Annotated in this window: 27 protein-coding genes; 10 read left to right on the top strand and 17 right to left on the bottom strand. The window is 62.7% G+C overall.

Going from position 1 to position 25,181, the window contains the following annotated elements; all coding sequences use genetic code 11:
* Window positions 1-155 precede the first annotated feature (155 nt).
* Together MKK04_RS10805 and MKK04_RS10800 are read left to right on the top strand one after the other, a co-directional pair.
* On the top strand, window positions 156-716 hold the full coding sequence (locus MKK04_RS10805) for a PQQ-dependent catabolism-associated CXXCW motif protein (RefSeq protein ID WP_063913563.1): 561 nt from the start codon (window positions 156-158) through the stop codon (window positions 714-716).
* A 58-nt stretch (window positions 717-774) separates the two neighbouring features.
* Window positions 775-1,440, top strand: coding sequence for a response regulator transcription factor (locus MKK04_RS10800; RefSeq protein WP_063913564.1), 666 nt, complete (start codon window positions 775-777; stop codon window positions 1,438-1,440).
* A gap of 106 nt (window positions 1,441-1,546) precedes the next feature.
* Here the strand turns inward: MKK04_RS10800 and MKK04_RS10795 are convergent, their stop codons facing one another.
* The 4 genes from MKK04_RS10795 to MKK04_RS10780 form a co-directional block, all read right to left on the bottom strand.
* Entirely contained in the window at window positions 1,547-3,445 is a 1,899-nt protein-coding gene (locus MKK04_RS10795) for a hybrid sensor histidine kinase/response regulator (protein ID WP_207830343.1), read from the bottom strand.
* The gene (gene nosP / locus MKK04_RS10790; RefSeq protein WP_241106572.1) at window positions 3,414-4,577 is read right to left on the bottom strand and encodes a nitric oxide-sensing protein NosP; all 1,164 of its coding nucleotides are present in this window, start codon (window positions 4,575-4,577) and stop codon (window positions 3,414-3,416) included. Before nosP ends, MKK04_RS10795 begins: the two co-directional genes overlap by 32 nt.
* 166 nt (window positions 4,578-4,743) lie before the next feature.
* Window positions 4,744-5,928: a porin gene (locus MKK04_RS10785; RefSeq protein ID WP_207830347.1), complete on the bottom strand. Its 1,185-nt coding sequence runs from the start codon at window positions 5,926-5,928 to the stop codon at window positions 4,744-4,746.
* Between the two features lie 296 nt (window positions 5,929-6,224).
* Entirely contained in the window at window positions 6,225-7,112 is an 888-nt protein-coding gene (locus MKK04_RS10780; RefSeq protein ID WP_241106571.1) for a MerR family transcriptional regulator, read from the bottom strand.
* 153 nt (window positions 7,113-7,265) lie between these two features.
* Here MKK04_RS10780 and MKK04_RS10775 point away from each other — a divergent pair, with 153 nt between their 5' ends.
* From MKK04_RS10775 to MKK04_RS10745, 7 genes are all read left to right on the top strand, one after another.
* Entirely contained in the window at window positions 7,266-7,712 is a 447-nt protein-coding gene (locus MKK04_RS10775; protein ID WP_207830353.1) for a PAS domain S-box protein, read from the top strand.
* A gap of 101 nt (window positions 7,713-7,813) precedes the next feature.
* Window positions 7,814-8,236: a nuclear transport factor 2 family protein gene (locus MKK04_RS10770; protein ID WP_207830355.1), complete on the top strand. Its 423-nt coding sequence runs from the start codon at window positions 7,814-7,816 to the stop codon at window positions 8,234-8,236.
* Window positions 8,233-8,985, top strand: coding sequence for an SDR family NAD(P)-dependent oxidoreductase (locus MKK04_RS10765; RefSeq protein WP_207830358.1), 753 nt, complete (start codon window positions 8,233-8,235; stop codon window positions 8,983-8,985). The genes MKK04_RS10770 and MKK04_RS10765 overlap by 4 nt, the downstream gene beginning before the upstream one ends.
* Before the next feature lie 6 nt (window positions 8,986-8,991).
* Window positions 8,992-10,239 carry an NAD(P)/FAD-dependent oxidoreductase gene (locus MKK04_RS10760; protein WP_241106570.1) on the top strand — a complete coding sequence of 416 codons (1,248 nt, stop codon included), beginning with the start codon at window positions 8,992-8,994 and terminating at the stop codon, window positions 10,237-10,239.
* Window positions 10,236-11,045, top strand: coding sequence for a DUF1365 domain-containing protein (locus MKK04_RS10755; RefSeq protein ID WP_207830363.1), 810 nt, complete (start codon window positions 10,236-10,238; stop codon window positions 11,043-11,045). The genes MKK04_RS10760 and MKK04_RS10755 overlap by 4 nt, the downstream gene beginning before the upstream one ends.
* Window positions 11,020-12,282 carry an SAM-dependent methyltransferase gene (locus MKK04_RS10750; protein ID WP_063913574.1) on the top strand — a complete coding sequence of 421 codons (1,263 nt, stop codon included), beginning with the start codon at window positions 11,020-11,022 and terminating at the stop codon, window positions 12,280-12,282. The genes MKK04_RS10755 and MKK04_RS10750 overlap by 26 nt, the downstream gene beginning before the upstream one ends.
* Window positions 12,282-12,770: a DUF2878 domain-containing protein gene (locus tag MKK04_RS10745; protein WP_063913575.1), complete on the top strand. Its 489-nt coding sequence runs from the start codon at window positions 12,282-12,284 to the stop codon at window positions 12,768-12,770. Before MKK04_RS10750 ends, MKK04_RS10745 begins: the two co-directional genes overlap by 1 nt.
* On the opposite strand, the gene MKK04_RS10740 is transcribed toward MKK04_RS10745, so the two are convergent.
* The 3 genes from MKK04_RS10740 to MKK04_RS10730 are packed head-to-tail and all read right to left on the bottom strand — an operon-like array spanning window position 12,708 to window position 14,963.
* A complete protein-coding gene (locus tag MKK04_RS10740; protein WP_207830365.1) occupies window positions 12,708-12,890 on the bottom strand; it encodes a DUF2256 domain-containing protein in 183 nt (60 codons plus the stop codon). The genes MKK04_RS10745 and MKK04_RS10740 overlap by 63 nt on opposite strands.
* A complete protein-coding gene (locus MKK04_RS10735) occupies window positions 12,887-14,413 on the bottom strand; it encodes a cryptochrome/photolyase family protein (protein ID WP_233694251.1) in 1,527 nt (508 codons plus the stop codon). The genes MKK04_RS10740 and MKK04_RS10735 overlap by 4 nt, the downstream gene beginning before the upstream one ends.
* A 28-nt stretch (window positions 14,414-14,441) precedes the next feature.
* Window positions 14,442-14,963, bottom strand: a complete 522-nt coding sequence (locus MKK04_RS10730) for a chalcone isomerase family protein (RefSeq protein ID WP_207830640.1) — start codon at window positions 14,961-14,963, stop codon at window positions 14,442-14,444.
* A gap of 159 nt (window positions 14,964-15,122) precedes the next feature.
* On the opposite strand from MKK04_RS10730, the gene MKK04_RS10725 reads away from it, so the two are divergent.
* Window positions 15,123-15,893, top strand: a complete 771-nt coding sequence (locus tag MKK04_RS10725; RefSeq protein ID WP_063913577.1) for an SDR family NAD(P)-dependent oxidoreductase — start codon at window positions 15,123-15,125, stop codon at window positions 15,891-15,893.
* Between the two features lie 31 nt (window positions 15,894-15,924).
* Here the strand turns inward: MKK04_RS10725 and MKK04_RS10720 are convergent, their stop codons facing one another.
* The 10 genes from MKK04_RS10720 to pstC all read right to left on the bottom strand — a co-directional run bounded on the left by MKK04_RS10720 (window position 15,925) and on the right by pstC (window position 25,131).
* Window positions 15,925-16,479 carry a helix-turn-helix domain-containing protein gene (locus tag MKK04_RS10720; RefSeq protein WP_063913578.1) on the bottom strand — a complete coding sequence of 185 codons (555 nt, stop codon included), beginning with the start codon at window positions 16,477-16,479 and terminating at the stop codon, window positions 15,925-15,927.
* Window positions 16,480-16,726: 247 nt separating this feature from the next.
* Window positions 16,727-18,085: an aspartate aminotransferase family protein gene (locus MKK04_RS10715; protein ID WP_241106569.1), complete on the bottom strand. Its 1,359-nt coding sequence runs from the start codon at window positions 18,083-18,085 to the stop codon at window positions 16,727-16,729.
* Window positions 18,086-18,155: 70 nt separating this feature from the next.
* On the bottom strand, window positions 18,156-18,929 hold the full coding sequence (locus tag MKK04_RS10710; protein ID WP_063913580.1) for a gamma-glutamyl-gamma-aminobutyrate hydrolase family protein: 774 nt from the start codon (window positions 18,927-18,929) through the stop codon (window positions 18,156-18,158).
* A gap of 78 nt (window positions 18,930-19,007) precedes the next feature.
* On the bottom strand, window positions 19,008-20,354 hold the full coding sequence (locus MKK04_RS10705; protein WP_063913581.1) for a glutamine synthetase family protein: 1,347 nt from the start codon (window positions 20,352-20,354) through the stop codon (window positions 19,008-19,010).
* Between the two features lie 27 nt (window positions 20,355-20,381).
* Window positions 20,382-20,936 (bottom strand): helix-turn-helix domain-containing protein, encoded by a 555-nt coding sequence (locus tag MKK04_RS10700; RefSeq protein ID WP_063913582.1) that lies wholly within the window; start codon window positions 20,934-20,936, stop codon window positions 20,382-20,384.
* Between the two features lie 161 nt (window positions 20,937-21,097).
* Window positions 21,098-21,697, bottom strand: coding sequence for a hypothetical protein (locus MKK04_RS10695; protein ID WP_063913583.1), 600 nt, complete (start codon window positions 21,695-21,697; stop codon window positions 21,098-21,100).
* Window positions 21,697-22,395, bottom strand: coding sequence for a hypothetical protein (locus MKK04_RS10690; protein ID WP_207830370.1), 699 nt, complete (start codon window positions 22,393-22,395; stop codon window positions 21,697-21,699). Before MKK04_RS10690 ends, MKK04_RS10695 begins: the two co-directional genes overlap by 1 nt.
* Window positions 22,396-22,435: 40 nt before the next feature.
* Window positions 22,436-23,197, bottom strand: a complete 762-nt coding sequence (gene pstB / locus MKK04_RS10685; RefSeq protein ID WP_233687519.1) for a phosphate ABC transporter ATP-binding protein PstB — start codon at window positions 23,195-23,197, stop codon at window positions 22,436-22,438.
* 75 nt (window positions 23,198-23,272) lie between these two features.
* Window positions 23,273-24,166 (bottom strand): phosphate ABC transporter permease PstA, encoded by an 894-nt coding sequence (gene pstA / locus MKK04_RS10680; RefSeq protein WP_024086822.1) that lies wholly within the window; start codon window positions 24,164-24,166, stop codon window positions 23,273-23,275.
* The gene (gene pstC, locus MKK04_RS10675) at window positions 24,166-25,131 is read right to left on the bottom strand and encodes a phosphate ABC transporter permease subunit PstC (protein ID WP_063913585.1); all 966 of its coding nucleotides are present in this window, start codon (window positions 25,129-25,131) and stop codon (window positions 24,166-24,168) included. Before pstC ends, pstA begins: the two co-directional genes overlap by 1 nt.
* Window positions 25,132-25,181: the final 50 nt, after the last annotated feature.

Raw genomic sequence — 25,181 nt, 5'->3', positions numbered from 1 at the left:
CCTTGCTTAGCGCGAACCCTGCGGGCGCGCCCGCTCCCACAGGGTTGCGCGCACGGCCATCTACTACTTTAGTACTGCCTTTGCTGTCTGATCGTCGCATTCACAATACCCCGCCACTGGCATGTAATGGGCCTATAACAAAAAGGATAAACCCCATGCCACGTGCCCTGCCCCGGCTGCCACGCCCATTGCTGGCGGCGCTTTCGCTGAGCCTGACGCTGGGCATAGCCCAGGCCGACAGCACACCGCTGTTTTCCGCCGAGGGCTATCGCACTACCCTCTACCGCAGCCCGACCCCACAGCAGGTCGAAGGCGGCCAGGTCATCGACACCGCCACGCTGCAAAACCTGCTGGGGCACACCCCAAAGCCGGTGCTGATCGACGTCTATCGCCGCCAATGGCTGCAGGGCCGCTTCATCGAAGATGAACCCCACACCAACATCCCCGGCAGCCGCTGGCTGGCCAACACCGGCGACGGCGAGCTGAGCCCAGCGTGGCACGATTACTTCGTGCGCAACCTGCAAAAAGCCACCGCCGGGCGCACGGAGCAACCGCTGGTCTTTTACTGCCGCTCCGATTGCTGGTTGAGCTGGAACGCGGTAAAACGCGCAAAAGCCCTGGGCTATAAGAATCTGTATTGGTATCGCGACGGCCTGGACGCCTGGCAGCAAGCCAACCTGCCACTGCAACCGGCACAGCCGGAACCCTTCCCCTGAGTTCATTGCCTGCGAACGCGTGCCCCGCTCCATCCAATAAAAACGAGGTGAAAAGGCCATGTACAAAATTCTGATTGCCGACGATCACCCCCTGTTTCGCGAAGCCATCCACAACGTTATCAGCGATGGTTTCCAGGGCAGCGAAGTCATGGAAACTGCCGACCTGGACAGTGCCCTGGCGCTGACCCACGAGCACGACGACCTCGACCTGATCCTGCTCGACCTGAACATGCCCGGCATGCATGGCCTCAATGGCCTGATCACCCTGCGCAACGAGGCACCGACCACGCCGGTGGTGATCGTTTCGGCCGAGCAGGAAAAGCAGATCGTGCTGCAGGCCATCACCTACGGTGCGGTGGGTTTCATCACCAAGTCCTCGCCACGCTCACAGATGATCGAAGCGATCGAGCAGATCCTCAACGGCAATGTCTACCTGCCGCCCGATATCATCCGCGCTCAGAAAAGCAGCACCAGCCGGCGCCTGAGCGATGCCCCGAGCTTCCCGCCGGAGATGCTCCAGGCCTTGACCCGCAAGCAGTTGCTGGTGCTCGAGCGCATGACCAAGGGCGAATCGAACAAGCAGATCGCCTACACCCTGGATATCGCCGAGACCACGGTCAAGGCCCACGTTTCGGCGATCCTGCGCAAACTCAACGTGCACAACCGGGTGCAGGCCATCCTCAGTGCCGGTGATATCGATTTCGGTGATTACCTGCGCCGCTGACCTGTTCCGGCCTCTTCGCGGGCTTGCCCGCTCCCACAGGTATTGCGCAACACTGAAAACTGCGGGAACCCTGTGGGAGCGGGCAAGCCCGCGAATAGGCCGGCGGCTATGCCACGCTGCTGCCCAGTAAATGGCTCATCGCCGCCTTCAGCTTCATCGGCCGCACCGGCTTGTGCATCAGGGTGTGGCCCAGCTCGCGGATCTGTTGCTTGAGCTCGTTGCTGTAGTTGGCGGTGATCATCATCGCCGGTAGCGGCTGGGCGCGGCGGGCATTGATCCGCGCCACGGCATCGACGCCATTGCAGTCGTTGTCCAGGTGATAGTCGGCGATCAGCAGGTCGGCTTCGGCATGGTAGTTGTCCACCTGGCGCGCCAGGTCCTCCTCCGACAGTGCGGTGACCACCTGGCAGCCCCACCCCTCCAGCAGGGTGCGCATGCCGGCACAAATCGCCGCATCGTTATCCAGCACCCACACCCGCGCCCCGCGCAGGCGTTCGAGCATCGGCTCGCTGATCGCCAGGCTCGGCTGGGCCTTGGGCGCGGTGGCGCTCAGCGGCACTTCGACCGCGAATACCGAGCCTTTGCCCAGCCATGAGCGCACCCGAATCCGGTGGCCGAGGATGCCAGCGATCTTTTCCACGATCGCCAGGCCCAGGCCCAACCCGCGGTCCTGGTCCGGGCGCTGCACATCGCCGCGCCTGAACTCCTGGAACATTTCTTCCAGGTGCTCCTCGGCAATACCGATTCCGCTGTCCCACACTTCGATCCGCAGGCCGCCACGCTGGCGCCGGCAACCCAGTACCACGCGGCCGCTGGGGGTGTAGCGAATGGCATTGCTGAGCAGGTTGCGCAGGATCCGCGCCAGCAGCTGGATGTCGCTGCGCACCACGGCAGAGCAACCCACGAAATGCAGCTCAAGCCCTTCGCTGCGCGCCACCTGGGCATATTCGGCAGCGAGGTTGTCCATCAGTTCGCGCAGGGCGAACGGGGCGACATCGGCCTTGATTACCCCGGCATCGAGCTTGGAAATGTCCACCAGGGTACCTAGCAGGTTCTCCACATCCTCCAGGGAGTTGCTGACATTACGTACCAGGTGAGCACTGTTTTGCAGCTCGCGGTGTTCGAGCAAGGCACTGGTGAACAGCCGCGCCGCGTTCAGCGGTTGCAGCAGGTCATGGCTGACGGCAGCAAGGAATTTGGTTTTCGACAGGTTGGCCTGCTCGGCCTCGCGCTTGGCCTCGCGCAGGCGCGATTCCACCCGGCTGCGCTCTTCGATTTCGCGCAGCAACTGCTCGTTGAGGCTGGTCAGCTCGGCAGTGCGCTCGCGTACCCGTTGCTCCAGATGCTGATAGGCCTGGTGCAGCGCCTGTGCGGTATTACGGCGCTCGGTGATGTCGCGGATCAACACGAAGATGCCCACCACTTCACCGTTGGCCAGGCGGTTCGGCACATAGGAGCGCAGCATGTAGCGTTCCTGGCCGTTGATGTTGGTCTCGGCAAACTCGAAGGTGACGCTCTCCCCCGCCAGCGCCCGTGTCACATAGGCCTCCAGGCGCTGGTAATGCTGTTCGCTGTGGGCCTCGCGCAGGCTCTGGCCCAGCATCACGCCGCGGGGCCAGCAGTACCATTCTTCGTAGACCTTGTTGGTGAATTCGTAGACCAGGTCGGCATTCAGGTAGGCGATCAGCGCCGGCACATGGTCGGTGATCAGGCGAATCTGGTGCTGGTGGGCAGTCTCGGCCCGCTGCCGGGCCTCGCTGAGCAGGCGGTTGACGGCCTTGAGCTCGGCCATGGCCTGGTTCAGCGCTTCGGTGCGTTCGCGCACCTGTTCGGCCAGCACCACCGAATGCTGGAACGCGGCGTAAGGGTCATTGCCACGCGTTACGCCGGACTCGATGCGTTCTATCAGCGCGCCGTTGATGCGCTGCAGCTTGTGGTTCTGGTGCTGCAGCCGGGCGACCTCGGCCTGCAGTTCAGCGACCGACAGGAGGCCGGTTGCGGGCAATGGCGACCCCGGTGAAGGTCTGGTTGATGTGCATGCCATTGAACTGTTCTCCATAGGTGTTGAAGCCGATCACCCGCTGCTCGCGCAGGAACGCGCCGATCGGCTCCAGGCCGTGATGGGCTTGCAACTCCAGCCGCCGCAGGAAGCAATCGCAACCGATGGTCAGCAGCAGTGGGCCGAGGCGTTGCTGCAAGCCGTCGAACAACTGCTGCAGGTTCGGTAACAACGGGCCCGGGGTCATGGCGGTGAGCACGATGCCGTTTTCCACCGCGCAGTAGAAACTCAGGCTCAGGTCCGGGTGCACCTGCTGGATCGCCCGCACGTAATACTGGTCGTGGATGCGCACGGCCAGCGGATGGGCGGCGAACACCCGGTGGTCGAGCTCGTCCACCGGCACGCCGATGTGCCGGGCGTACTCCTCGGCAGCAGGCTCGGCATTCAGTTCGAAGACCCGTCGCTGGGCACTGTCGGCACCGGTGACCACCAGCTTTTCCTGGCGCGGCAGGATGTGGTGGGTGGTGAATACTTCGAAGTCGAGCCAGGTGTTGACCAGCACCACCACCGCCGCGCCGTGGTGGAACGCGCCACCGAAATACACGTGGGTGCGGGTCAGGTAGTTGTCGTCGCCGGCCGACCCACCGAAATGCGGGATGTCGCCCAGGGCCGCACTGAGGGCAGCGAGCACCATCTCCTCACGGCTGGACAAGCCATCGAGCAGGGTCAGGGCAAAGCTGTGGCCCTTGATCGGTGCCAGGGTATTGCTGCGGCAGGTGCCAACCAGGCGCTCGACCATCTGCTGGGCGTCGATCAGGCTGAAGCGCTCCATTTCATCGATCAGCTCGGTGGCGATGGAAAAGTGCCGATGGTCGAACCCTACCGCCGTTATGCAATTGCGGCCGTAGCCCAGCGGGGTGATTTCGCCGGCGCTGGTGCAACCGACCAGGCGGATACCACCAAAGCCCTGCTCCAGGGCCTCGCCCAGGGCTTGCAGGTCGTATTCGGCAGAGCAGAAGAACAGCACGAAGCCCAGGTGCGGGTGCAGCAACTGCGCCGCCAGCTCCTGGGCTGCCAGCCGGGCGTCGGTTGCCTGGGACATGGCGCTGACCACACCGTCGTTGTGAGCCTGCTGCATCGTGGTCTCCGGCGCGGGGTGGCTGAGGGTTCAGTGTACGAAGGTGGGTACCGGGGACGAATGCTACTTGGGTAGCGGGTGGGCGGTTCCATGGTTGTAATTGCTTTCACCGAAGATTGCCGGGGCTGCTGTGCAGCCCCGGCAATCTTGAGTCGAAGCCGAGGGCCTACCAGGTCAACACCGCCCCCACCGCAAAGGTATCGGTGTCTTCGTTCTGGTCACTGGTTTCGTGCCCATCGATCGAGAACTGGTTGTACTCGGCAACCAGCTTGAGGTTGTCGTTGACGTCATGGAACAGCGCCACGCCACGAGTCTGGTAATCCGCACCACTGCCCACCGCGCCATTGCCATCGTCCTTGGTCTTGCCATAGGACAGCGCCACACGGTTCTTGCCGACCTTGTAGGAGCCCTGCAGCAGGTAGCCATCGCTGTCGACATTGCGCAAGGTCGGTTCGCCAGCGTTGTTGGTGAAGAACGGGTTGATGCCCTTGGCCTGGAACCCCGAGCCGGTCAGCGACAACCCTCCCATCTTCGCCTGCACACCGTAGCCGACCCCTTTGGAGGTGACCGACTGCACCGCCGGGTCGGTATTGTCGGAGGTCTGGTAACTGCCGTTGACCCAGCTGTAGATCTGCGCCCCAGCCAGGTCGAACTGGTAGGTGATCTCGCTCTCGGTGCGCGGGTTTTCCTGGTAGGCCTTGCCAGTCGGGCTGCTGTCGTTGGTGTCTACCGGGTCCATGATGCCCACCGCCACCCGCAGGCCGTCCATCACTGGCGTGCGGTAGGTGATCTGCGACGTGGGGAACGGGTACGGGTAGCCACTGCCGATGTTGCCGAACGACACCCCGCCGCCGTCCACCAGCCCCAGGGTGTCACTGACCTGGCCATAACCGGCCAGCAGTTCGTCGAGCAGGATGTTGGAACGGGCGAACAGCCCGAAATCCTTGCCGATCAGCACCTCGCCCCACTCGGGATTGGCCACGGTACCGTAGAACTGGCGCACGTCGATGGCGGTGTCGGTGCCGTTGGTTTCGCTGTCGTTGATGGTGACCCAGAACGAGGCACGCGCCCCGAGCTTCAGGTCATCCACCTGCTTGCCCATGTTGAAGCCCAGGTAGTTGGGCAAAAAGCCCATCTTCACCCGTGACTGGCGGCGATCGAATTGCTCGCCCTGCCGATCGACATCGCTGTTGACGTAGAAGGCGTTGATATAGCCGTCGGTGGAAAACGTCGTCTGGTCCTTGTCGTACAGCATGATCTCGGCCTGGGCGAGGCTGCTCAGGCAAAGGGTCGACAGGCTGGCGGTAACAGCCGCCAGCAAACGTGGGGACAGATTCTTATTGTTGTACATGGCGCGCTCCGAAACGGGGACGGGATGTCGGAGGCGATTATCAGAAGCTGGCAAACCGCCAGAAACGCTGCCTTGGAGGGGGCTGGCAGGCGCTTTGGGCCAGTGCGGGGGGCGCGATGATTCCGGCCCAGGACCGGGTTACGCCCTGGGGCAAGACTTCTGGCGTAACCCACAGGAGCAGGCAGGGATCAATACGGCAGACTACTGCGGGCCCCGGTTCGGGCCGTGACAATGCACATCGTGATCGGGGGCGGGCCAGAGGAACTTGCCGAGGTTATCCCGGCAAGCGGCAGTGGTCAGAGGTCCAGGGCACCATTGAGCAAGGCGTTGAGCATGCTTGCGGCGTCAGCGCGTTGCTCATCCAGCAGACACAACGGCACGCCTTGCCAGGCTGGTGGCGAATCGGCCAGCCCTTCGCCAATCAGGGCCAGCGGACACGCAATCTGCATTTGCAGCGAACGCAGGCGCTTGGCCAAGGCAGGGTCCACCGGCACCTGAACCTTGATGACCAGTGCCGCAGGCTGCATCGCCGCACACAGCATGGGGATTTCTTCCAACGGCTGCCCGCAACCGAGTACTTCGATGCGTTGCTGCTCGCTGCTCAACAACAGCCCGGCGCACAATACCTGCAGTTCGGCTTGCCCCTCGGTGCCCGCCAGCAGTACGCGCGGCGCATCGGCCTGGTTCATCTGCAGACGCATCAGCAGGCGGGCGCGCAGGAACATGTCCAGGAACAGCCATTGGCTACGCTGGCCCGGCGCAATGCCTGAAGCCAGGCCGTGCCAGACCGGCATCAGTACCTCACGCAGCACGGTGGCCTTGGGCAGGATGGTGAATAACTGCCCATGAATGCTTTCCAGCGCTTGCGTATCGAATGCCTTGGTTGCGCGCGCCACGGCGGCGCGCCAGTCGTCGAAGACCGAGTGCTGCTGCACCGGCGCATCTGCCTGGCCTGCCAGAATGTCGCCTACCTTGCTGATGGGCACGCCATTGCCGGTCCAGTGCAAGATGTCGCGTATGCGCTGAACATCCCGGGCCGTGTACAGGCGATGGCCGCCCTCGGTGCGTTGCGGGCTTATCAACCCATGGCGCCGCTCCCAGGCCCGCAAGGTCACCGGGTTGATGCCGGTCAGGCTGACCACATCGCGCATGGGTAGCAAATCGGCTGGGGTGACGTCGGTCATGATATGGGTTTATCTGGGGGGTGGCACATTCTAAACCCATATGCACCTTCTGCGGCGAGCCTCGTTGGTTCATCATGCAACAAACGGCGCCGAGGCCTTCTGCACGCAGGCCACGCTGCGCACTTCGCATACGAAAGCCTGTAGGTGGGCCCCATGATCAACGCGAAACTCCTGCAACTGATGGTCGAGCACTCCAACGATGGCATCGTCGTCGCCGAACAAGAAGGCGACGACAGTATCCTTATCTACGTCAACCCTGCCTTCGAACGCCTGACCGGTTATCGCGCCGAGGAAATTCTCTATCAGGACTGCCGTTTTCTCCAGGGCGAAGATCATGACCAGGCGGGCCTCGCCAACATCCGCGAGGCAATCCGTGGAGGCCTCCCCTGCTGCCAGGTGCTGCGCAATTACCGCAAGGACGGGAGCCTGTTCTGGAACGAGTTGTCCATCACGCCCGTGCACAACGAGGCGGACCAGTTGACGTACTACATCGGCATCCAGCGCGACGTCACAGCGCAGGTTTTCGCCGAGGAAAAGCTACGCGAGCTGGAGGCCGAGGTAGCTGAATTGCGTCGGCTACTGGGCCAGTCGGAGCGCTGAGCAAACCTATACAATATCGTTGACTTGTATAGATTTAGGCTTAGACTTCGGATATACCTGTACAGCAAGCCATTCTTGTACAGGATTTCCTGGAGCCCAGCATGTCAGCGTATCTGCAGCAATTCGCCGAGCACTTCACCAGACTCGACGGGGGCAACCTCGACACCCTTGAAAAGCTGTACAGCGACGATGTCACCTTTCGCGATCCATTGCATCAGATCCAAGGGCTTCGGGCTCTGCAGGCATACCTGGCGCAGCAGTACGCCAACGCTCACGATATTCGCTATGACTTCTCCAGCATCGACGAGGTGATGCCCGGGAAAGGCTATCTGCGTTGGACCCTGCAGTTCCGCCATCCACGCCTGTCCCGTGGTCAGCAGATCACCTTGCAGGGATGCAGTTACCTGCAATGGCATGACCGGGTCCATTTTCACCAGGACTATTTCGACGCTGCAGCCTTGCTCTACGAACATGTTCCGGTCATGGGCAGTGCGATTCGATGGCTCAAAGGCCGGATGGCATGAGCCGCTGCTGGCTGACAGGCGCAAGCAGCGGTATCGGTGCCGCACTTGCACGATGCCTGCTGGAGCAAGGCCACCAGGTTGCCTTGGGCGCACGCCATGCCGATCGTCTCGCACCGTTGGCCGAACACTTTCCCGGGCAGGTGCTGCTGGCCATTGGCGACCTTGACGACCCTGTACAGGTAGCAGGGATCGCAACCCGTATCGAGCAGGCCTGGGGCGGGCTCGACCGGGTAATCCTCAATGCAGGCACCTGCGAGTACCTGGAACCGGGCCATTTCGACCCTGCCCTGGTCGAGCGCGTGGTCCGTACCAATTTCCTGGCTGTCAGCTACTGCCTGGCAGCAGCCTTGCCCTTGCTTCGCGTCGGCCAGCAGCCTCACCTGGTGGTGATGGGCAGTTCGGTGACCTGGCTGGCCCTGCCCCGCGCCGGCGCCTATGGCGCGTCCAAGGCAGCCGTGCGTTATCTGGTGGAATCGCAGCGCATCGACCTGGCCCGCGAAGGCATCGCCGTTACCCTCGTCAGCCCCGGCTTTGTGGATACACCATTGACTCGTCGCAACGATTTCCCGATGCCCCAGCTATGGTCGGCGCAGCGCGCAGCCAGCCACATTGCCAAACGCCTGCCTGAACGCCCGCTGGAAATCAACTTTCCCCGGTTTTTCACCCTGGTATTGCGCCTGCTTGGCGCACTGCCCGCACGCCTGCGCCTGGCGCTAGGGCAACGCCTTGCCCGTCATGAACAGGAATGATGCCCCATGCGTATAGCAATCATCGGCAGCGGCATCGCAGGCCTATCCTGCGCTCATCTGCTGTCACGCAAGCATGAGGTCACGGTTTTCGAAGCCGAGCGCTGGATCGGGGGCCACACGCATACCCTCGATGTGATCTGGCAGGGTGAACGCCATGCAATAGATACCGGCTTCATCGTCTTCAATGACTGGACCTATCCGAACTTCATCCGCTTGCTCGACCACCTGAAGGTCGCCTCACGGCCGACCGAAATGAGCTTCTCCGTGCATGACCCGGTCACCGGCCTGGAATACAACGGGCACGACCTGAATACCCTGTTTGCCCAACGCCGCAACCTGGTGTCACCGGGGTTCTGGGGGATGCTACGGGATATTCTGCGTTTCAATCGCCAGGCCCTCGCCGACCTGGATAACCAGCGTATCGATGCCAACGCTACCCTCGGCGCCTACCTCCAGGCGCAGCGTTATGGACAGCGCTTCATCGATCATTACATCGTACCGATGGGGTCGGCGATCTGGTCGATGTCCCGCGCGGACATGCTCGGCTTCCCACTCGCGTTCTTCGTGCGGTTCTGTCGCAACCACGGCTTGTTGTCGGTAAACCAACGTCCACAGTGGCGCGTGATCGAAGGGGGCTCGCGCAGCTATGTCGGCCCGCTGTGCCGACCGTTTGCCGATCGTATCCGCCTCGATTGCAAGGTTTACCGGGTCAGCCGCGACGAAGGTGGCGTCACCCTGACGAGCAGTGCCGGTACCGAACGTTTCGATAATGTGGTGTTCGCCTGCCACAGCGACCAGGCCCTGGCGCTGCTGGAAGCGCCGAGCGTACAGGAACGGGAAGTGCTCGGCGCCATCGGCTATGCCAGCAACGATGTGGTGCTGCACACCGATACCCGTCTGCTACCCCGGCGCAAGCGCGCCTGGGCCAGCTGGAACTACCGTCTCGGCGGGCCACAACAGGCCCCTGCCGCGGTGACCTACAACATGAACATTCTGCAAGGTATCCAGGTGCCGACGACTTTCTGCGTGAGCCTTAACCAAACCGCACTGGTGGATCCGGCACAGGTCATCGCCCGCTTCCGGTACGACCATCCGCAGTACAGCCTTGCGGCATCCACCGCGCAGATGCGCCAGGCGCAGCTGCAAGGCCATCGCCACAGCTACTTCTGCGGCGCCTACTGGGGCAATGGCTTTCACGAAGATGGCGTGGTCAGTGCACTAAAGGTGGCCGCGCATTTCGGAGAGCACCTGTGAACAGCAGCCTTTGCGTGGGCTGGGTCAGCCACCGACGCCTGGCGCCGCGCCCCCATGCGTTCCGCTACAGGATCGGCATGTTCTACCTGGACCTGGACGAGCAAGCCTGGCTGGCAGGCCTGTCACGCTGGCTGTGGCGCTGGCGCCTGGCGCCGCTGAGCTGGCACCAGGCAGATTACCTGCCAGCTCGGACCCGCAAAGGCGAGACGCTGGCCCAGGCTGCACGCTTGCTGGTGCAGAACGCGACGGGAGATATGCCCGAGGGGCCGGTGCACCTGCTCACGCAATTGCGTTGCTGGGGGCTGTCGTTCAACCCGGTGAGCTTCTATTTCTGCCATGACCGCGATGGGCGACTGACGGCGATCCTGCTGGAGGTGCGAAACACGCCATGGCGCGAGCGCTTTCATTACGTGCTGCCGGTGCAAGGAAACCTTGCCAGGCCCTTCGCCGTCGCCAAGGCCTTCCATGTGTCGCCATTCATGCCACTGCACATGGACTATCGCTTGCGCTTCGCCCTGGACGCTGAACATGTACGCATCCACATGGAGAACTGGCAAGCCGATCGCAAGGTGTTCGAGGCCGACCTGGCCCTGCAGCGCCAGCCGCTGGATAAGGCCGCCGTGCACCGATACGTACTGGCCTTCCCATGGATGAGCCTGCGCACCGTCTCGGCCATCTATTGGCAGGCACTGCGCCTGTTGTTCAAACGCACGCCCATCCACGACCACACGCCCAGCCAGAGTGACCTGGCGCTCGGCCATTCCTGCGAGGACCCTGATGATGTCGAACCCCACCCTGAGCGTTAGCAAGTTCGCAGGCCTCGGGCCTTTGTTCGGTGGTCTGGCACGAAACGCCGTGCTCGCCCGGCTGGGCAGGCTGCGCCATGGCCACCTGCGCCTGCTCAGCCACGGGCAGCAATGGAGTTTCGGTGATGTCGACAGCCCGTTGCAGGCCGAGGTGGAAATCCTTGATGACATCACCTGGAGCCTGATAGCCGGCAATGGCTCGATCGGTGCTGGCGAAGCTTACATCCACGGCTATTGGCGAAGCCCCGACCTGGCGCTGGTCACTCGCCTGTTCGTCGCAAACCTCGAGGTACTTGACGCACTCGAGGGTGGCCTGGCCCGCTTCGGCCGCCCTGCCCTGCGGTTGCAGCACAAACTCAACCGCAACAGCAGGCGCGGTGCCCGCCGCAATATCCTGGCGCACTACGATCTGGGCAATGCCCTGTTCGAGCGGCTGCTGGACCCCACCATGATGTACTCGGCAGCCCAGTTCGAACACCCTGAACAGACGCTGGAGCACGCTCAGCTGCACAAACTGGAGCGCATCTGCCAGAAGCTGGAACTGTGCCCTGACGACCACCTGCTGGAGATCGGCTGCGGGTGGGGCAGCCTGGCGATCCACGCCGCCACCCGATATGGCTGCAGGGTCACCACAACGACGCTCTCCGAAGCGCAGTACAGCCATACCCTGCAGCGCGTTCAGGCACTGGGGCTGGAGCAGCGCGTGAAAGTGCTTCGCGAAGACTACCGCGATCTTCAAGGCACCTTCGACAAACTGGTCTCGATCGAGATGATCGAGGCCGTGGGCCATCGTTACCTGCCGGTGTACTTCCGCCAGTGTGCCTCGCTACTCAAGCCCGACGGCCTGATGCTGTTGCAGGCGATCACCATCCGCGACCAGCGCTATGCACAGGCGCGGCGGTCGGTCGATTTCATCCAGCGCTACATCTTCCCCGGTGGCGCCCTGCCTTCGTTGAGCGTGTTGCTGGAAACTGCCAGCCGGCACACCGCACTCAACCTCTTGCACATGGAAGATTTCGGCCAGGACTATGCCCGCACCCTGCGGCATTGGCGAGAAAACCTGCGCCAGGCACGTACGGCATTGACGGAGCTGGGCTACGACGACATGTTTCAGCGCCTGTGGGAATTCTACCTGTGTTACTGCCAAGGCGGCTTCGAGGAGCGCACCATCGGTGTCGCGCATCTGCTCTGGGCAGCGCCCCAGGCACGGCGCGCGCCCTTGCCCGGCAGTGCCTGATGAGCCGTCGCTGGCTGGTCGCCAATGCCTTGTGGCTACAGGCTGGCTGGTGGCTCTGCGTACTGGGGAGCGAAAAGCCCTTCCTGTCGATGCTGGTGATTCCTGGCCTGGCCGTGCACTTGAGCCTGTGCCCGGACGTCCACGCAGAGGTCAAGGCGCTGTTGCGCGTAACGCCGGTCGGATGTTTGCTGGATAGCGTGCTGGGCGCGCTGGGCGTGTTCGGTTTCGACACCTGGCCACTGCCGCTGTGGCTTGCGCTGCTGTGGCTGGTGCTGGCCAGCGGCATGCGCCACAGCCTGGCATGGGCCGACCGTCACTGGCGGCTCGGTGCGCTGGTGGGTGCAGTTGGCGGCCCTCTGGCCTATCTGAGCGGAGCAAGGCTGGCAAATGTCGACTTGCCCATGGGCCCGCTGCAAACCGGCCTGCTACTGGTGCCTATATGGGCCGCTACCCTGCCCCTGCTCGCGCGCCTCGCGGTACGGTGCTGATTTGCGGCATCGTTCGGAGCAGTAGCGCACCTGCGCCCAACAACGCGCCCAGCGCTTGCGCCAGTTGAACGGCCGCCCACACACCACGCAGACCTTGCTGGGCAAAAGACCCTTTTTCATATCGGCTGCGCCGCATCGAGTCGTGCCAAAAGTGACTGGCCACGCTGCCACACGGCATCACGACGGTCAGCCGCCATGCCATCGAGGCTTCGATAGACCAGCGCCAGACGCGGGTTAGCCGAAAGCAGGGGGCGATGGCGAATCAGAAAATGCCAATACAAGGCATTGAACGGGCAGCCATCCTCCTCGGTCACCTGGTCAACCCTGTAACTGCATGCCTTGCAATGGTCGGACATGCGCTGGATATAGCGACCACTGGCGCAGTAAGGCTTGGACCCCAGGTAGCCGCCGTCGGCGTACATCACCATACCCAGCGTGTTGGGCAGCTCGACCCAGTCGAAGGCATCCATGTAGACCGCCAGGTACCACTCACAGATCGCAGCTGGCTCGATACCGGCCAGCAAGGCGAAGTTGCCGGTGACCATGAGCCGCTGGATATGGTGAGCGTAGCCCAGGCGAAGGGTCTGGCCGATGGCCTGCTCCATGCAGCGCATGCGGGTGCGCCCGGTCCAGTAGAATTCCGGCAGCGCCCGCTCGTTGCCCAGGTAGTTGAGCGCAGCATACTCCGGCATGCGCAGCCAATAGATGCCGCGCACATACTCGCGCCAGCCGATCAACTGGCGGATGAAGCCCTCTGCCGCATTGAGCGGCACTCGCCCCTCGCGCCAGGCCTTGTCGACCTCGTCGCACAGGCAACGTACGTCCAGAAGCCCGATGTTCAGTGCCGCACTGATGCGCGCATGGAACAGGTACGGCTCGCCCTCGGCCATTGCGTCCTGGTAGTCACCGAACGCCGCCAGGCCGAACTCCAGAAAGTGTTGCCAGAGCTGCAGCGCCTCGGCATGGGTCACGGGGTAATCGAAACCGTCGATGGCTCCGTAGTGGTCGCTGAAGCGTTGGCGTACCAGGGCTATCACCGCCGCCGTGATCTCGTCCTGCTCGAAATGCGCGGCGAAGGGGCCACGTAGCTGGCGCGGCAAGGCCTTGCGATTGTCGCCATCGAGATTCCAGGTTCCACCTGCCGGGCTGCCGTCAGGCTCCAGCAGCAGGCCGGTACGCTTGCGCATGCCACGGTAGAAGTGCTCCATGCGCAGTTGGCCGCGCTCCCGGGCCCAGCGCGCGAAGGCTTCGCGAGAACAAAGAAATCGCGTGTCGCGATGCCACACAAGCGGCAGTGCGGCATCGCGCAACGCCTGCTCCAGGCGCCATTCACCGCACTCGGTCAGGTGAATGTGCGTGGCTCCCAGGGCTTGCTGCCAGCGCCGCAACTCGCCAACGATGCTACCGCTGTTGCCGTCATCGTCGAGTTGCACATAATGCACTTGCCAACCGCGCTCACGCAGTGCCTGGGCGAAGTGTCGCATGGCGCTGAAGATCAGGACGATCTTCAGTGGATGATGCGGCACGTACCGGGCCTCTCCCTCCACTTCTGCCATCAGCACAACATCGCGGGCAGGATCGAGGGCCCTCAGGCTTGCCAGGTCGAACGTCAGCTGGTCACCCAGTACCAGGCCCAGGCGCATCGTCAGGCTACCCCTGGCTGTTGCAGATTCATGGCAGCCCTCCCAGCAGACGCTGACGCAGTTGTTGATCCCTGGCCCGCGGATCTAGCCAGATGGCGAAGAACGCCCGGGCAAAGCGCGGGTCGGCGATCGCCCGGCTGAGTTTGCCATCGACGTAGAAGCGGCAGCCCTGCCCCGGCATGTAGACGCCAGTAATGCGCATGCCAGGGCGCACATCCACAAACGCTTGCTGCATGGCCTGGGCCCACACCGCGCGCCGCTGCGGCGTCGCGTTGTCAGGGTCCAGGCGGTGCATTTCCTCGAGGCTGGCCTGTACCAGCACATCCCTGGACAGCCTTCGGTGATAGGCCAGTTCAAGGGCAAAAGGCCGATTCCAGTCCTCAACCGGACCGGCTGCCCATAGCTGAGCGGTGTAAAGACGCAGGCCAAACCATGTGAACTCACCGGCGCCCAGCCGTTGCGCGCCTGGCAGCTCCGTTCGCCAGTCCGCCGCCTCCGACAGGGCAGTCAGTAGCAGGCAAAGCCAGGCCCAACGAGCGGTGTGCCCCATGTTGACCTCGAGCACCTGAAAATACCTGTACAATATTAGCAGTCATGTATAGCTTTTTGCCAACTTGTACAACTTTACTTGCAGCTCTCGGCGCCAGTTTTCGACGAAGCCGGTGGAAGTGGCAGAGAGGCGGCGGGGCCTTGCAAAGGAGGTAGTTCAGTGAGCCTTGTCAATCACCTTCACACGCCCGCCAACGTTCTGGTCTGCGGAGCCAGCCAGGGGATTGGCCTTGCACTGTGCACGCAGTTGCTGGCGCGCGACGACGTCGCGCAGGTGTTTGCCGTCTCGCGACATGCCACCAGCAGCCCCGCGCTGGATGCCTTGTTCGCCGAGCATCCGCGCAAGTTGCTGCGCATCGACTGCGACGCGTGTTCCGAAGCGGCACTGCAAACCCTGGCAACGCAAGTAGGCGCCCGTTGCAACCAGCTGAACCTGGTATTTTGTACGCTTGGCGTGCTGCAAGAGGCACCTGCACGGGCCGAAAAAGCGCTGACACAGGTGGATATGGCAGGGCTACTGAGCAGTTTCACGACCAACTGTTTCGCACCTGTCCTGCTGCTCAGGCATTTGCTGCCCTTGTTGCGACAACAACCGATGACCTATGTGGCACTGTCGGCGCGGGTCGGCTCGATCAGCGACAATCATCTTGGCGGGTGGTACAGCTATCGCGCCAGCAAGGCCGCGCTCAACCAGCTTATGCGCACTGCAAGCATCGAGTTCAAGCGACTGAACCCCGCCTCCACGATACTCTTGCTGCATCCCGGGACCACCGCCACCCGCCTTTCCCAGCCCTTTCAGGGCAATGTGGCCCCGGGAAAACTGTTCTCGCCGGCATTTGCCGCGTCATGCGTTCTAGAGCTCGTGAGCCGACACGGCCCAAAGCAGAGCGGTACATTCTGGGCGTGGGACGGCACACCGATTGCCTGGTGACTCCAGAGCCAGCATGGCTTGGGTTTTCCCGTCAGCTGAACACCCAGAGCACGCGGGTGGGCTTGTCGGTGAGGTTGGCGTAACGAAAACTGGCGTGGGGTTGCAGCTGAAAACTGTCACTGGCGCGCAGCGTTACCGGCTCGCCGCCATCCAGCCAGACGGTCAGTTCGCCTTCGAGCACGAAGCAGCCCTGCTCCGAGCTGTCGTCCAGGTACTCCTCGCCACTACTGGCCCCCGGTTCCAGGTGGCTATCGAGCATGGAGAACGCCCCGGTGATCGTGGGGGATGCCAGCACATCGGTGATGCCGCCGGCCAGGTGAAGCGTACGACGCTCGTGAGGGCGGGTGACCCAGTCGAGTTCGCGGGGCTTGTCCAGCTTGTAGAAATAGGCCGTGGAGACGCCGAGCTCTTCGCTGATAGCCGTGAGGTCGGCCACGGTCGGGCGCGACACGCCCCGTTCGACCTGGGACAGAAAGCCCACCGAACGGCCGATGCGCTGGGCCAGTTCGCCGAGGGTCAGGCCCTTGAACTTGCGCAGGTCGCGAATCAGTACGGCCAGGCCTTCGATCTCTTCGTGCACTTTCATGGTTGAATCGCGACTTTCGGACGGGAAAATTGATGCCCTGAAAAGTACATGATTCATCTCACAAAGCAAGATACTTCATGGCGATCTTAGGGCTGCTTTGCAGCCCTTCGCGGGCACGCCCGCTCCCACAGTGATCGCGCCTCTCCTGAACCTAGCGCCAACCCTGTGGGAGCGGGCGTGCCCGCGAAGGGTCGCAAAGCGGCCCCAAACCATTCAACTTACTGGCACCAGTCCCAGGGCTCGTCCCTTACCGAACAGCCTCGTACGTCAGGTCCAGGCACTTGCGGGCTTTTTCCACCAGTTCGTCAATCTCCTCGATGCTGATCACCAGCGGCGGCGCGATGATCATGGTGTCGCCCACCGCACGCATGATCAGGCCGTTGTCGAAGCAGTGCTGGCGACAGATCATGCCAATACCTTTGCTTTCGTAGCGGGCGCGGGTGGCCTTGTCTTTCACCAGCTCGATCGCGCCGAGCATGCCCAGGCCGCGCACTTCGCCTACCAGCGGGTGGTCGGCCAGCTCGCGCAGGCGTTGTTGCAGGTAAGGAGCGGTTTTGTCGTGCACCTGTTCGATGATCTGTTCGTCACGCAAGATCCGCAGGTTCTCCAGGCCCACCGCAGCCGCCACAGGGTGGCCGGAATAGGTGAAACCGTGGTTGAAGTCACCGCCTTCGCTGATGACCTTGGCCACTTCGTCACGCACGATCACGCCGCCCATGGGGATGTAGCCGGAGGTAAGGCCCTTGGCGATGGTCATCAGGTCGGGCTTGAGGTCGTAGTAGTCGCTGCCGAACCACTCGCCGGTACGGCCAAAGCCGCAGATCACTTCGTCGGCGACGAACAGGATGTCGTACCTGGCGAGGATCTCCTTCACCTTCGGCCAGTAGGTCTGCGGCGGAATGATCACCCCACCAGCGCCCTGAATCGGTTCTGCGATGAAGGCGGCGACATTGTCCACGCCAACTTCGAGGATCTTCTTCTCCAGCTGTTCGGCCGCCCACACGCCGAAGTCGGCCTCGGCCATGTCGCCGCCTTCGCCATACCAGTACGGCTGCGGGATGTGCACGATATCCGGGATCAGCCCGCCCTGCTGGTGCATGCCGCTCATGCCGCCCAGGCCCGCGCCGGCCACGGTGGAGCCGTGGTAGCCGTTGATGCGGCCGATGATGACCTTCTTGTTCTTCTGGCCCTTGAGCGCCCAGTAATGGCGGACCATGCGCAGCACGGTATCGTTGCCTTCGGAGCCGGAGCCGGTGAAGAACACATGGTTCATGCCTGGCGGGGCCACATCGGCGATCGCCTTGGCCAGTTCCAGCGCCGGCGGGTGCGCAGTCTGGAAGAACAGGTTGTAGTACGGCAACTGCCTCATCTGCTGGCTGGCGACGTCGGCCAGCTCATCGCGGCCATAGCCCACCGCCACACACCAAAGGCCTGCCATGCCATCGAGAATCTTGTGGCCTTCGCTGTCCCAAAGGTACACGCCCTTGGCCGAGGTGATGATGCGCGGGCCTTTCTCGGCCAGTTGCCTGACATCGCTGAACGGCGCCAGGTGATGGTCGCGGCTCATCGCTTGCCAGGCAAGGGTCTGCGAATGCTGTTCACTCATTGACTTCACTCCATCAAGTTGCGCAGCCGTGCTGCGCGGGTACTTTTTTGTAATTGGGAACGGTCGCTGTTCAGGCGGACTTCAACAGCATCTGGCGCAGCACCGAGCGATGCCGGCAGGCCTTGCCAAAGGACTGGAAGATAGTCAGGTAATGCGGGTTATCCATGACCTGGTACTCGGGGTGCCATTGCACGGCCAGGGCAAAACCCTTGCTGTTCTCGACCGAAATCGCTTCCACCAGGCCATCGGGTGCCAGCGCCTCCACCCTCAGCCCAGGGGCCAGTACATCGATACCCTGGCCGTGGATGGAATTGACGTTGATGATCGCCGGCAAGCCCATGCGGTCGAGCATGCCGCCGGGCTCTATATGCAAGGCGTGACGCGGGCCATATTGCTTTTCGATGGGCTCACCCTTGCTTTCACGGTGGTCCATGAACATGCCGGTCTCGTGGACCTTCTGGTGCAGGGTGCCGCCCAGCGCCACGTTCATTTCCTGGAAGCCACGGCAAATGCCGAGCACCGGCACACCGGCGGCGATGGCCGCACGCATCAGCGGCAACGTGGTGGCATCCCGCAGCGGGTCGTGGTGGGTACCCGCTGCACTGGCCGGGCCGTTGTAGTGGAACGGCTCGATGTTTGACGGCGAACCGGTGAAGATCAGCCCATCCACCACATCGAGAATATCGGCGCTGTCCATCAGGTCTGCGAGGCTGGGAATCACGATGGGTAACCCACACGCTGCCTTGGCCGCCGCGCGCGCGTACTTCTCGCTGATGGTCTGGGTTGCATGCAGCTCGATCATGCTGGTGCATGCGGTGATGCCGATAACGGGCACACGTGGCATATCTTCCTCCGGCAAATCCATATTGCGCGTTGTATTGAAACGGTAGAAAGGGAGGCGTCGCTGTTCGAACCTCGGCACCTACAGGAACCAGCGGTATTCACGGGCATCGATGTGGCGCATGAAGTCCAGTTGCTCCTGGTATTTGTTTTCGCAATAGACCATCACGAACTCACTGCCCAGGCCCTCGTTGACCACCGGGTGGTGGCGCATGGCGGCCAGGGCACTGAGCGCATCCTTGGGGAAGTCGATGCCGCTCTGGCGGTTGTCGTTCAGCGGGGCGATGGGCTCGACACCACGATCCAGGCCATGCTCCATCCCGGTCAGGATGGCCGCCAGCACCAGGTACGGGTTGGCGTCGGCACCGGCGAGGCGGTGTTCGATGCGCAGGTTGCGCGGGTCGGACTCGGGGATGCGAATACACGCATCACGATCTTCGAAGCCCCAGCTGGCCTTGCTCGCCGCGTTGACCATGGCGCCGTAACGGCGGTAGGCATTGTGGTTGGGGGCGAAGATCGGCATGCAATGGGGCAGCAGCTCCAGGCACCCCGCCACCGCATGGCGCAGCTTGCGCTGTTCGGCGCCGGCCAGGATGTTGTTGCCGGCGTTGTCGTACAGGCTGACGTGTACATGCATGCCGCTGCCCGGCGCGTCGAGGTACGGCTTGCTCATGAAGCTGGCACGGTAGCCGTGCTTCATCGCGATACCACGGGTACTGCGGCAGAACAGCGCCGACCAGTCCGCCGCACTGAGGGCATCGTCGCTGTGGGAGAAGTTGATCTCGAACTGGCCTGGGCCCAGCTCGGCGGTGATGACGTTCGCCGGGACGCCCTGCTCGTTGGCGCCATCGACCATCTCGTGCAGCACCGGTGCGAAGCGCGACAGCCGCTCGATGTGCATGTTCGGCTGGTCGTCCTGGTCGTCGGTCGCCGTGTCGCGTGGGTACTGGGGCAGGCCGTTATCGAGCTTGCGGTCGAACAGGTAGAACTCCAGTTCGAAGGCCACCACCGGGCGGATGCCGCGCCTGGCCAGGCGCTGGAGCACCCGGGCCAGCACTTCACGGGGCTCGAACTCGATGGGCTTGGCGGTACCGTCGGAGGTGATGAGCATCTGCGCGATCACTTCCTTTTCCCAGCGCACTGGTTTGAGGGTACCCGGCACCAGGCGGCGGGCGGCATCCGGGTCGCCGTCGGCGAAGCAGTAGTCACCGATTGGGTAGAGGCCACCCTGGGTGCCCAGCAGCACGCAGTTCTGCGGCAACTTAAGCGGCGTGCCGGCTGCGACTTTTTCCAGCATGTCCATGGGGTAGCGCTTGCCGTAGAAGTGCCCGGGGATATCCAGCGCAATCAGGTCGACATAGCGTATTTCTGGGTGTTTCGCTCGGAACGAACGCACTTCAGTCAGCAGATCCGGAAAGATGACACTCATCTTCTTGTCCTTGTGAGGTGAACGAATTCAGTTGAAAACCCAGAGCACGCGGGTGGTTTTTTCCGTCAGGTTGGCGTAGCGGAACTGCGCGTGGGGGTGCAGCTGGAAGCAGTCGTTGGCCTGCAGGGTCACGGCGTCGCCGTGGTCCAGCCATACCGTGAGTTCGCCTTCGAGCACGAAGCAGCCCTGCTCGGAACGGTCAGTCAGGTACAGCTCGCCACTACTGGCGCCTGGCTCGAGGTGGCTGTCGAGCATGGAGAACGCGCCGGCGATGCTGGGCGAAGCCAGCACATCGGTGATGCCCGACTCGAGGTACAGCGTGCGGCGCTCGTGAGGGCGCGTGACCCAGCTGATGCTGCGGGGCTTGCTCAGGTTGTAGAAGTACGCGGTCGATACGCCGAGCGCTTCACTGATGGCGGTAAGGTCCGCCACGGTAGGGCGCGAAACACCGCGTTCGACCTGGGACAGGAAGCCGACCGAGCGGTTGATGCGCTCGGCCAGTTCGCCCAGGGTCAGGTTCTTGAATTTGCGCAGGTCGTGAATAAGGATCGCGAGGGCTTCAACCTCTTCGTGCATCTTCATCGTTTGAGACTGCCGTGAAATTTTTAGAGTTATTTTTCATGAAAAAATACATGAAAAATTTCACGCGTCAAGCCGGATCTGAAAAGGGGAACTGCGCAGGGAGATATTGGGGGGGGTAACAAGGCGCGAAGAAGCGTAACGAGAAAGGTACCTTGAAGCCCTCAGGACGCGAGGGCTTGCGAACGCTGCCGTACCGGCATCTGATAGCGGTGCGGTTGCTGCCAGGCCAGCTGTGCCTGGACATCGACTGCCGCATCCATCACTTTCTGTGCCCAGTTGTCATCCTTCGGGCACACCACCACCACGCGAAAACCGTGGTCGACGCCTTCCAGCCGCACGCCGTCGGAATCATCGACATGCAAGTCGATATCGAAGGCCGATGGCAACTTCGAGGGCGCATTCTCAAGCCCGTTCACGGCCAGGATATGCTGGTGCCGATCACTGTTGACCACGCCATCGACACGGATGCCGTAGAGCATCAGCCAACGGCGGATGTAGGACGGCGTGCGCCCGGACGAGGTGTAGATCCAGATGCTGCAGCCCTGACGGCGCAGGTCGCGGATCAGCGAGCGCGTACCGCTGCGCAGGGGTTCACCCAACCAGCGGTGGACGAACGCCGGCAGCTTGCTGTCCTCGGCGGCGGCATGGTCGGCCTGGCAGGCGAGCGTGTCGTCGATATCGAACGAAATGCGTACCTGCGGGCGGTTGAACGTGCGCTCGATGGCTTGCCGCCCGCGCTGGAGCAGTGAAGGCCTTGGCATCAGCGGCACCTCTCGCGCGCAGGCACGGATGTGCCGCAGAGGAAGAACTTGCCGGGCTCAGGCGCCTTCGCTTCAAGGAAGGCTGCGTACTTTTTCTTGATCTTGGGTAGTTCGTACAAGGCCTTGACACCATGCTTGGCAGAGTTGCGTATGACCGAGGACGGGTTGAAGTAACCCTCGGCGTTGTCCAGCGACAGCACGAAGGGCGGTAGCCCCGCGCGCATCAGCAAGTAGCTGACAATGAGCGACCCCGTGCGATTGTTGCCTTCGATGAACAGCTGCGGCTTGCTGAGAATCCGAACGTAGACACCCGCCGCGCGCTTCCAGATCGAGTCGCTGCCATACGAGCAATACCAGTTGTAGAGGTCCTTGATGCCGCCCTCCACATTATTGAAAAAGTGCGCCTCGGTCGCCGCCAGGTGCGGGGCAAACTCCAACCTGCGCGCCGGGTCGCTGCCGCACAGTACGGTGGCATTGATCTCCAGCATCAGGTTCAGCTGCTGAAGGTCGAAAAGGTCGACACCCCGGGCGACATAGTCGTCAATCAGTGCGTAGCCTTCAACCACATTCAGCAGCACCTCGTCGGTAAACGGATCCCGCGGTTCGGTGAAGTGCCGGCTGAGTTCGGCAAAGCGGGCCTGCACCTCGCGCAGTGCACGCTCTACCGCTGGCAGATCAAGACGACGCGTCGCTCGCATTGGGAATCCCTGGTAACACTTGACGGAAGGTAATGCGGCCTCAGCTGAACTTGCCGCTGATGTAGTCAGCGGTCAGTTGTTCACGCGGGTTCTGGAAAATCTGCGTGGTCGGGCCCATCTCGACCAGGTAACCGGTACGCGTGCCCCTGGAGATGTCGACCGAGAAGAACGCGGTGGTGTCGGCCACACGAATCGCCTGCTGCATGTTGTGGGTCACCAGGGCGATGGTGTAGTCCTTCTTCAACTCGACCATCAGCTCTTCCACCCGGCGGGTGGCAATCGGGTCGAGTGCCGAGCAGGGTTCGTCCAGCAGCAGCACTTCCGGCTCGGTGGCGATGGCGCGGGCGATGCACAGACGCTGCTGTTGGCCGCCGGACAGGGCCAGGCCACTGACCTTGAGCTTGTCCTTCACTTCGTCCCACAGCGCGGCGCCCTGCAGCGCGTGCTTGACGCGGTCGCCGATGTCGCCCTTGTAGCGGTTCAGGCGCAGGCCGAAGGCGACGTTGTCGAAGATGCTCATCGAGAACGGGTTGGGCTGCTGGAACACCATGCCGATGTAGCGGCGTACCACCACAGGATCGACGCCCTTGCCGTAGACGTCCTGGCCCAGGAAGTGCACATGGCCTTCGAAGCGGAAGCCCTTCACCAGGTCGTTCATGCGGTTGAGGCTACGCAGCACGGTACTCTTGCCGCAACCGGACGGCCCGATGAAACCGGTGATCTCGTTTTTCCTGATCGGCACATGGCTGTCGCGAACGGCCATGAAATTGCCGTAGAAGATCTTGTCCAGCTTGCAGTCCATGACGATGGGGGCTTCGCTGACCACGGGAGCGGCTTTTGGCGCAGTGGATACGTTCAAGTTCGGATGCTCCCTTTCTCAATACTTGGGCTTGCCGAATACTCGGCTCAAAATGTTGATTACCAGCACGATCATCACCAGTACCAGCGAGGCCGCCCAGGCGAGCTCGAGCTGGTTGTCGAATGGCATGCCGGAGAAGTTGTAGATCAGTACGGCAAGCGAGGCCGTCGGGTTCATGACCGCCAGGTCGCCGTCATGCAGGATCCAGTAGTTGCTGAACAGCGCGGTGAACAGCAGCGGCGCGGTCTCGCCGGCGGCGCGGGCCACGGCCAGCATGACACCGGTCAGGATGGCCGGCAGGCCGGTGGGCAGGACGATTTTCCAGATCACCTGGGCACGGGTGCAGCCCATGCCGTAGGCGGCATCTTTCATGATCTTGGGCACCATCTTCATCGACTCTTCAGCGGTCAGCACGACGATGGGCAGCATCAATACCGCCAAGGCCACGCCGCCAGCCGGCGCGGAGTAGGTGCCGGTGGTCATCACCACCAGGGCGTAGGCGAATACGCCGGCCAGGATCGACGGCAGGCCGGTGAGCATCTTGGCGGCGAAGCGTGCGGCGTTGGCCAGCTTGCTGTCCGGGCCGAGTTCGGCCAGGAACACCGCGGCCAGGATACCGACCGGCACGGCGATGGCAGCAGCAATGCCGACCATGACGAAGGTACCGGCCATGGCGTTGCCGAAGCCCCCGCCCATTTCGAAGCCGGTGGGTGGCAGCTCGGTGAACACCTCCAGGTTGAGGCGTGCACCGCCACGGGTGATCAGCATGTACAGCACGGAAATCAGCGGCACGCTGGCCACCAGAGCCGCGAACCATGCCAGCGTGGTCAATACCAGGCTGCGCAGGGAACGGCCTTCCAGCTTGCGCTGCAGGCTGGGCAACGCGTTTGCAGGGGTGGTGAGGTTCGTCATTATTTGTTACCCCGCTGGGCGTAGAGCATGATCATCGAACCGAGTACGTTCACCAGCAGGGTAATGAACATCAGTACCAGCGCGGCGTACATCAGCACCTCGACCTCGTTCGGGCCAGCCTCCGGGAAGTTCAGGGCCAGCAAGGCCGCCAGCGTGTTGGCCGGGGCGAACAAGGACAGGGAAATGGTGTTGGCATTGCCCACCAGCATGGCCAGCGCCATGGTTTCACCCAGCGCACGGCCCAGGCCGAGCACCAGCGAACCGAAGATGCCGGTGGCCGCCGATGGCACCATCACCTTGAGGATGGCCTCCCAGTGGGTGGCGCCCAGGCCATAGGCGGCCTGCTTGGTTTTCATCGGCACGCTGGTCAGCGCATCCTGCGAAACGGCGGCGATGGTCGGCAGAATCATGATCGCCAGCACCAGCGCAGCCGGCAGCAGCCCGGGCCCGCTCAGGGAAGTGCCGAAAAAGGGAATCCAGCCCAGCTCGCTGTTCAGCCATGTGGTCAGCGGGCGAATGGCCGGGATGACCACATAGATCCCCCACAGGCCGTAAACGACGCTGGGGATGGCAGCGAGCAGCTCGACGATGGTGCGGAACACCGACGCCAGCCTGGCCGGGAGGAAGTCCTGGGTCAGGAAAATGGCCATGCTGATGCCGAAGAAACCGGCGATCAACAGGGCGATCAGGGCGCTGTAAAGCGTGCCCCAGATCGCTGGCAGAATACCGTACTTGCCTTGGTTGACGTCCCAGACGCTGCCGAACAGCACGTCAAAGCCGTGCTTCTCGATGCCTGGCAGTGCCTTGCGGCCCACTTCGTAGACCAGCGCGAAGACCAACGCCAGCACCAGCACCACGCCGATGCGTGCAAGCGCACGGAAGGTGCGATCAACCAGGAAGTCCTTCGCAGACGGTGGCTGGCACGCGGAGTCGGGGTTAGCCGGGATGGCAAAAGGTGTGTTCATTGGCAAGTTCCGGGACAGAGGGCAAACACACCCGGCATGGCCGCAAGACC

Origin of the sequence: Pseudomonas sp. LS.1a, assembly GCF_022533585.1 — a bacterium.
Classification (GTDB): Bacteria; Pseudomonadota; Gammaproteobacteria; order Pseudomonadales; family Pseudomonadaceae; genus Aquipseudomonas.
Note: the sequence above shows the minus strand (reverse complement) of the source record. Positions and strands in the feature narration are given on the sequence as shown.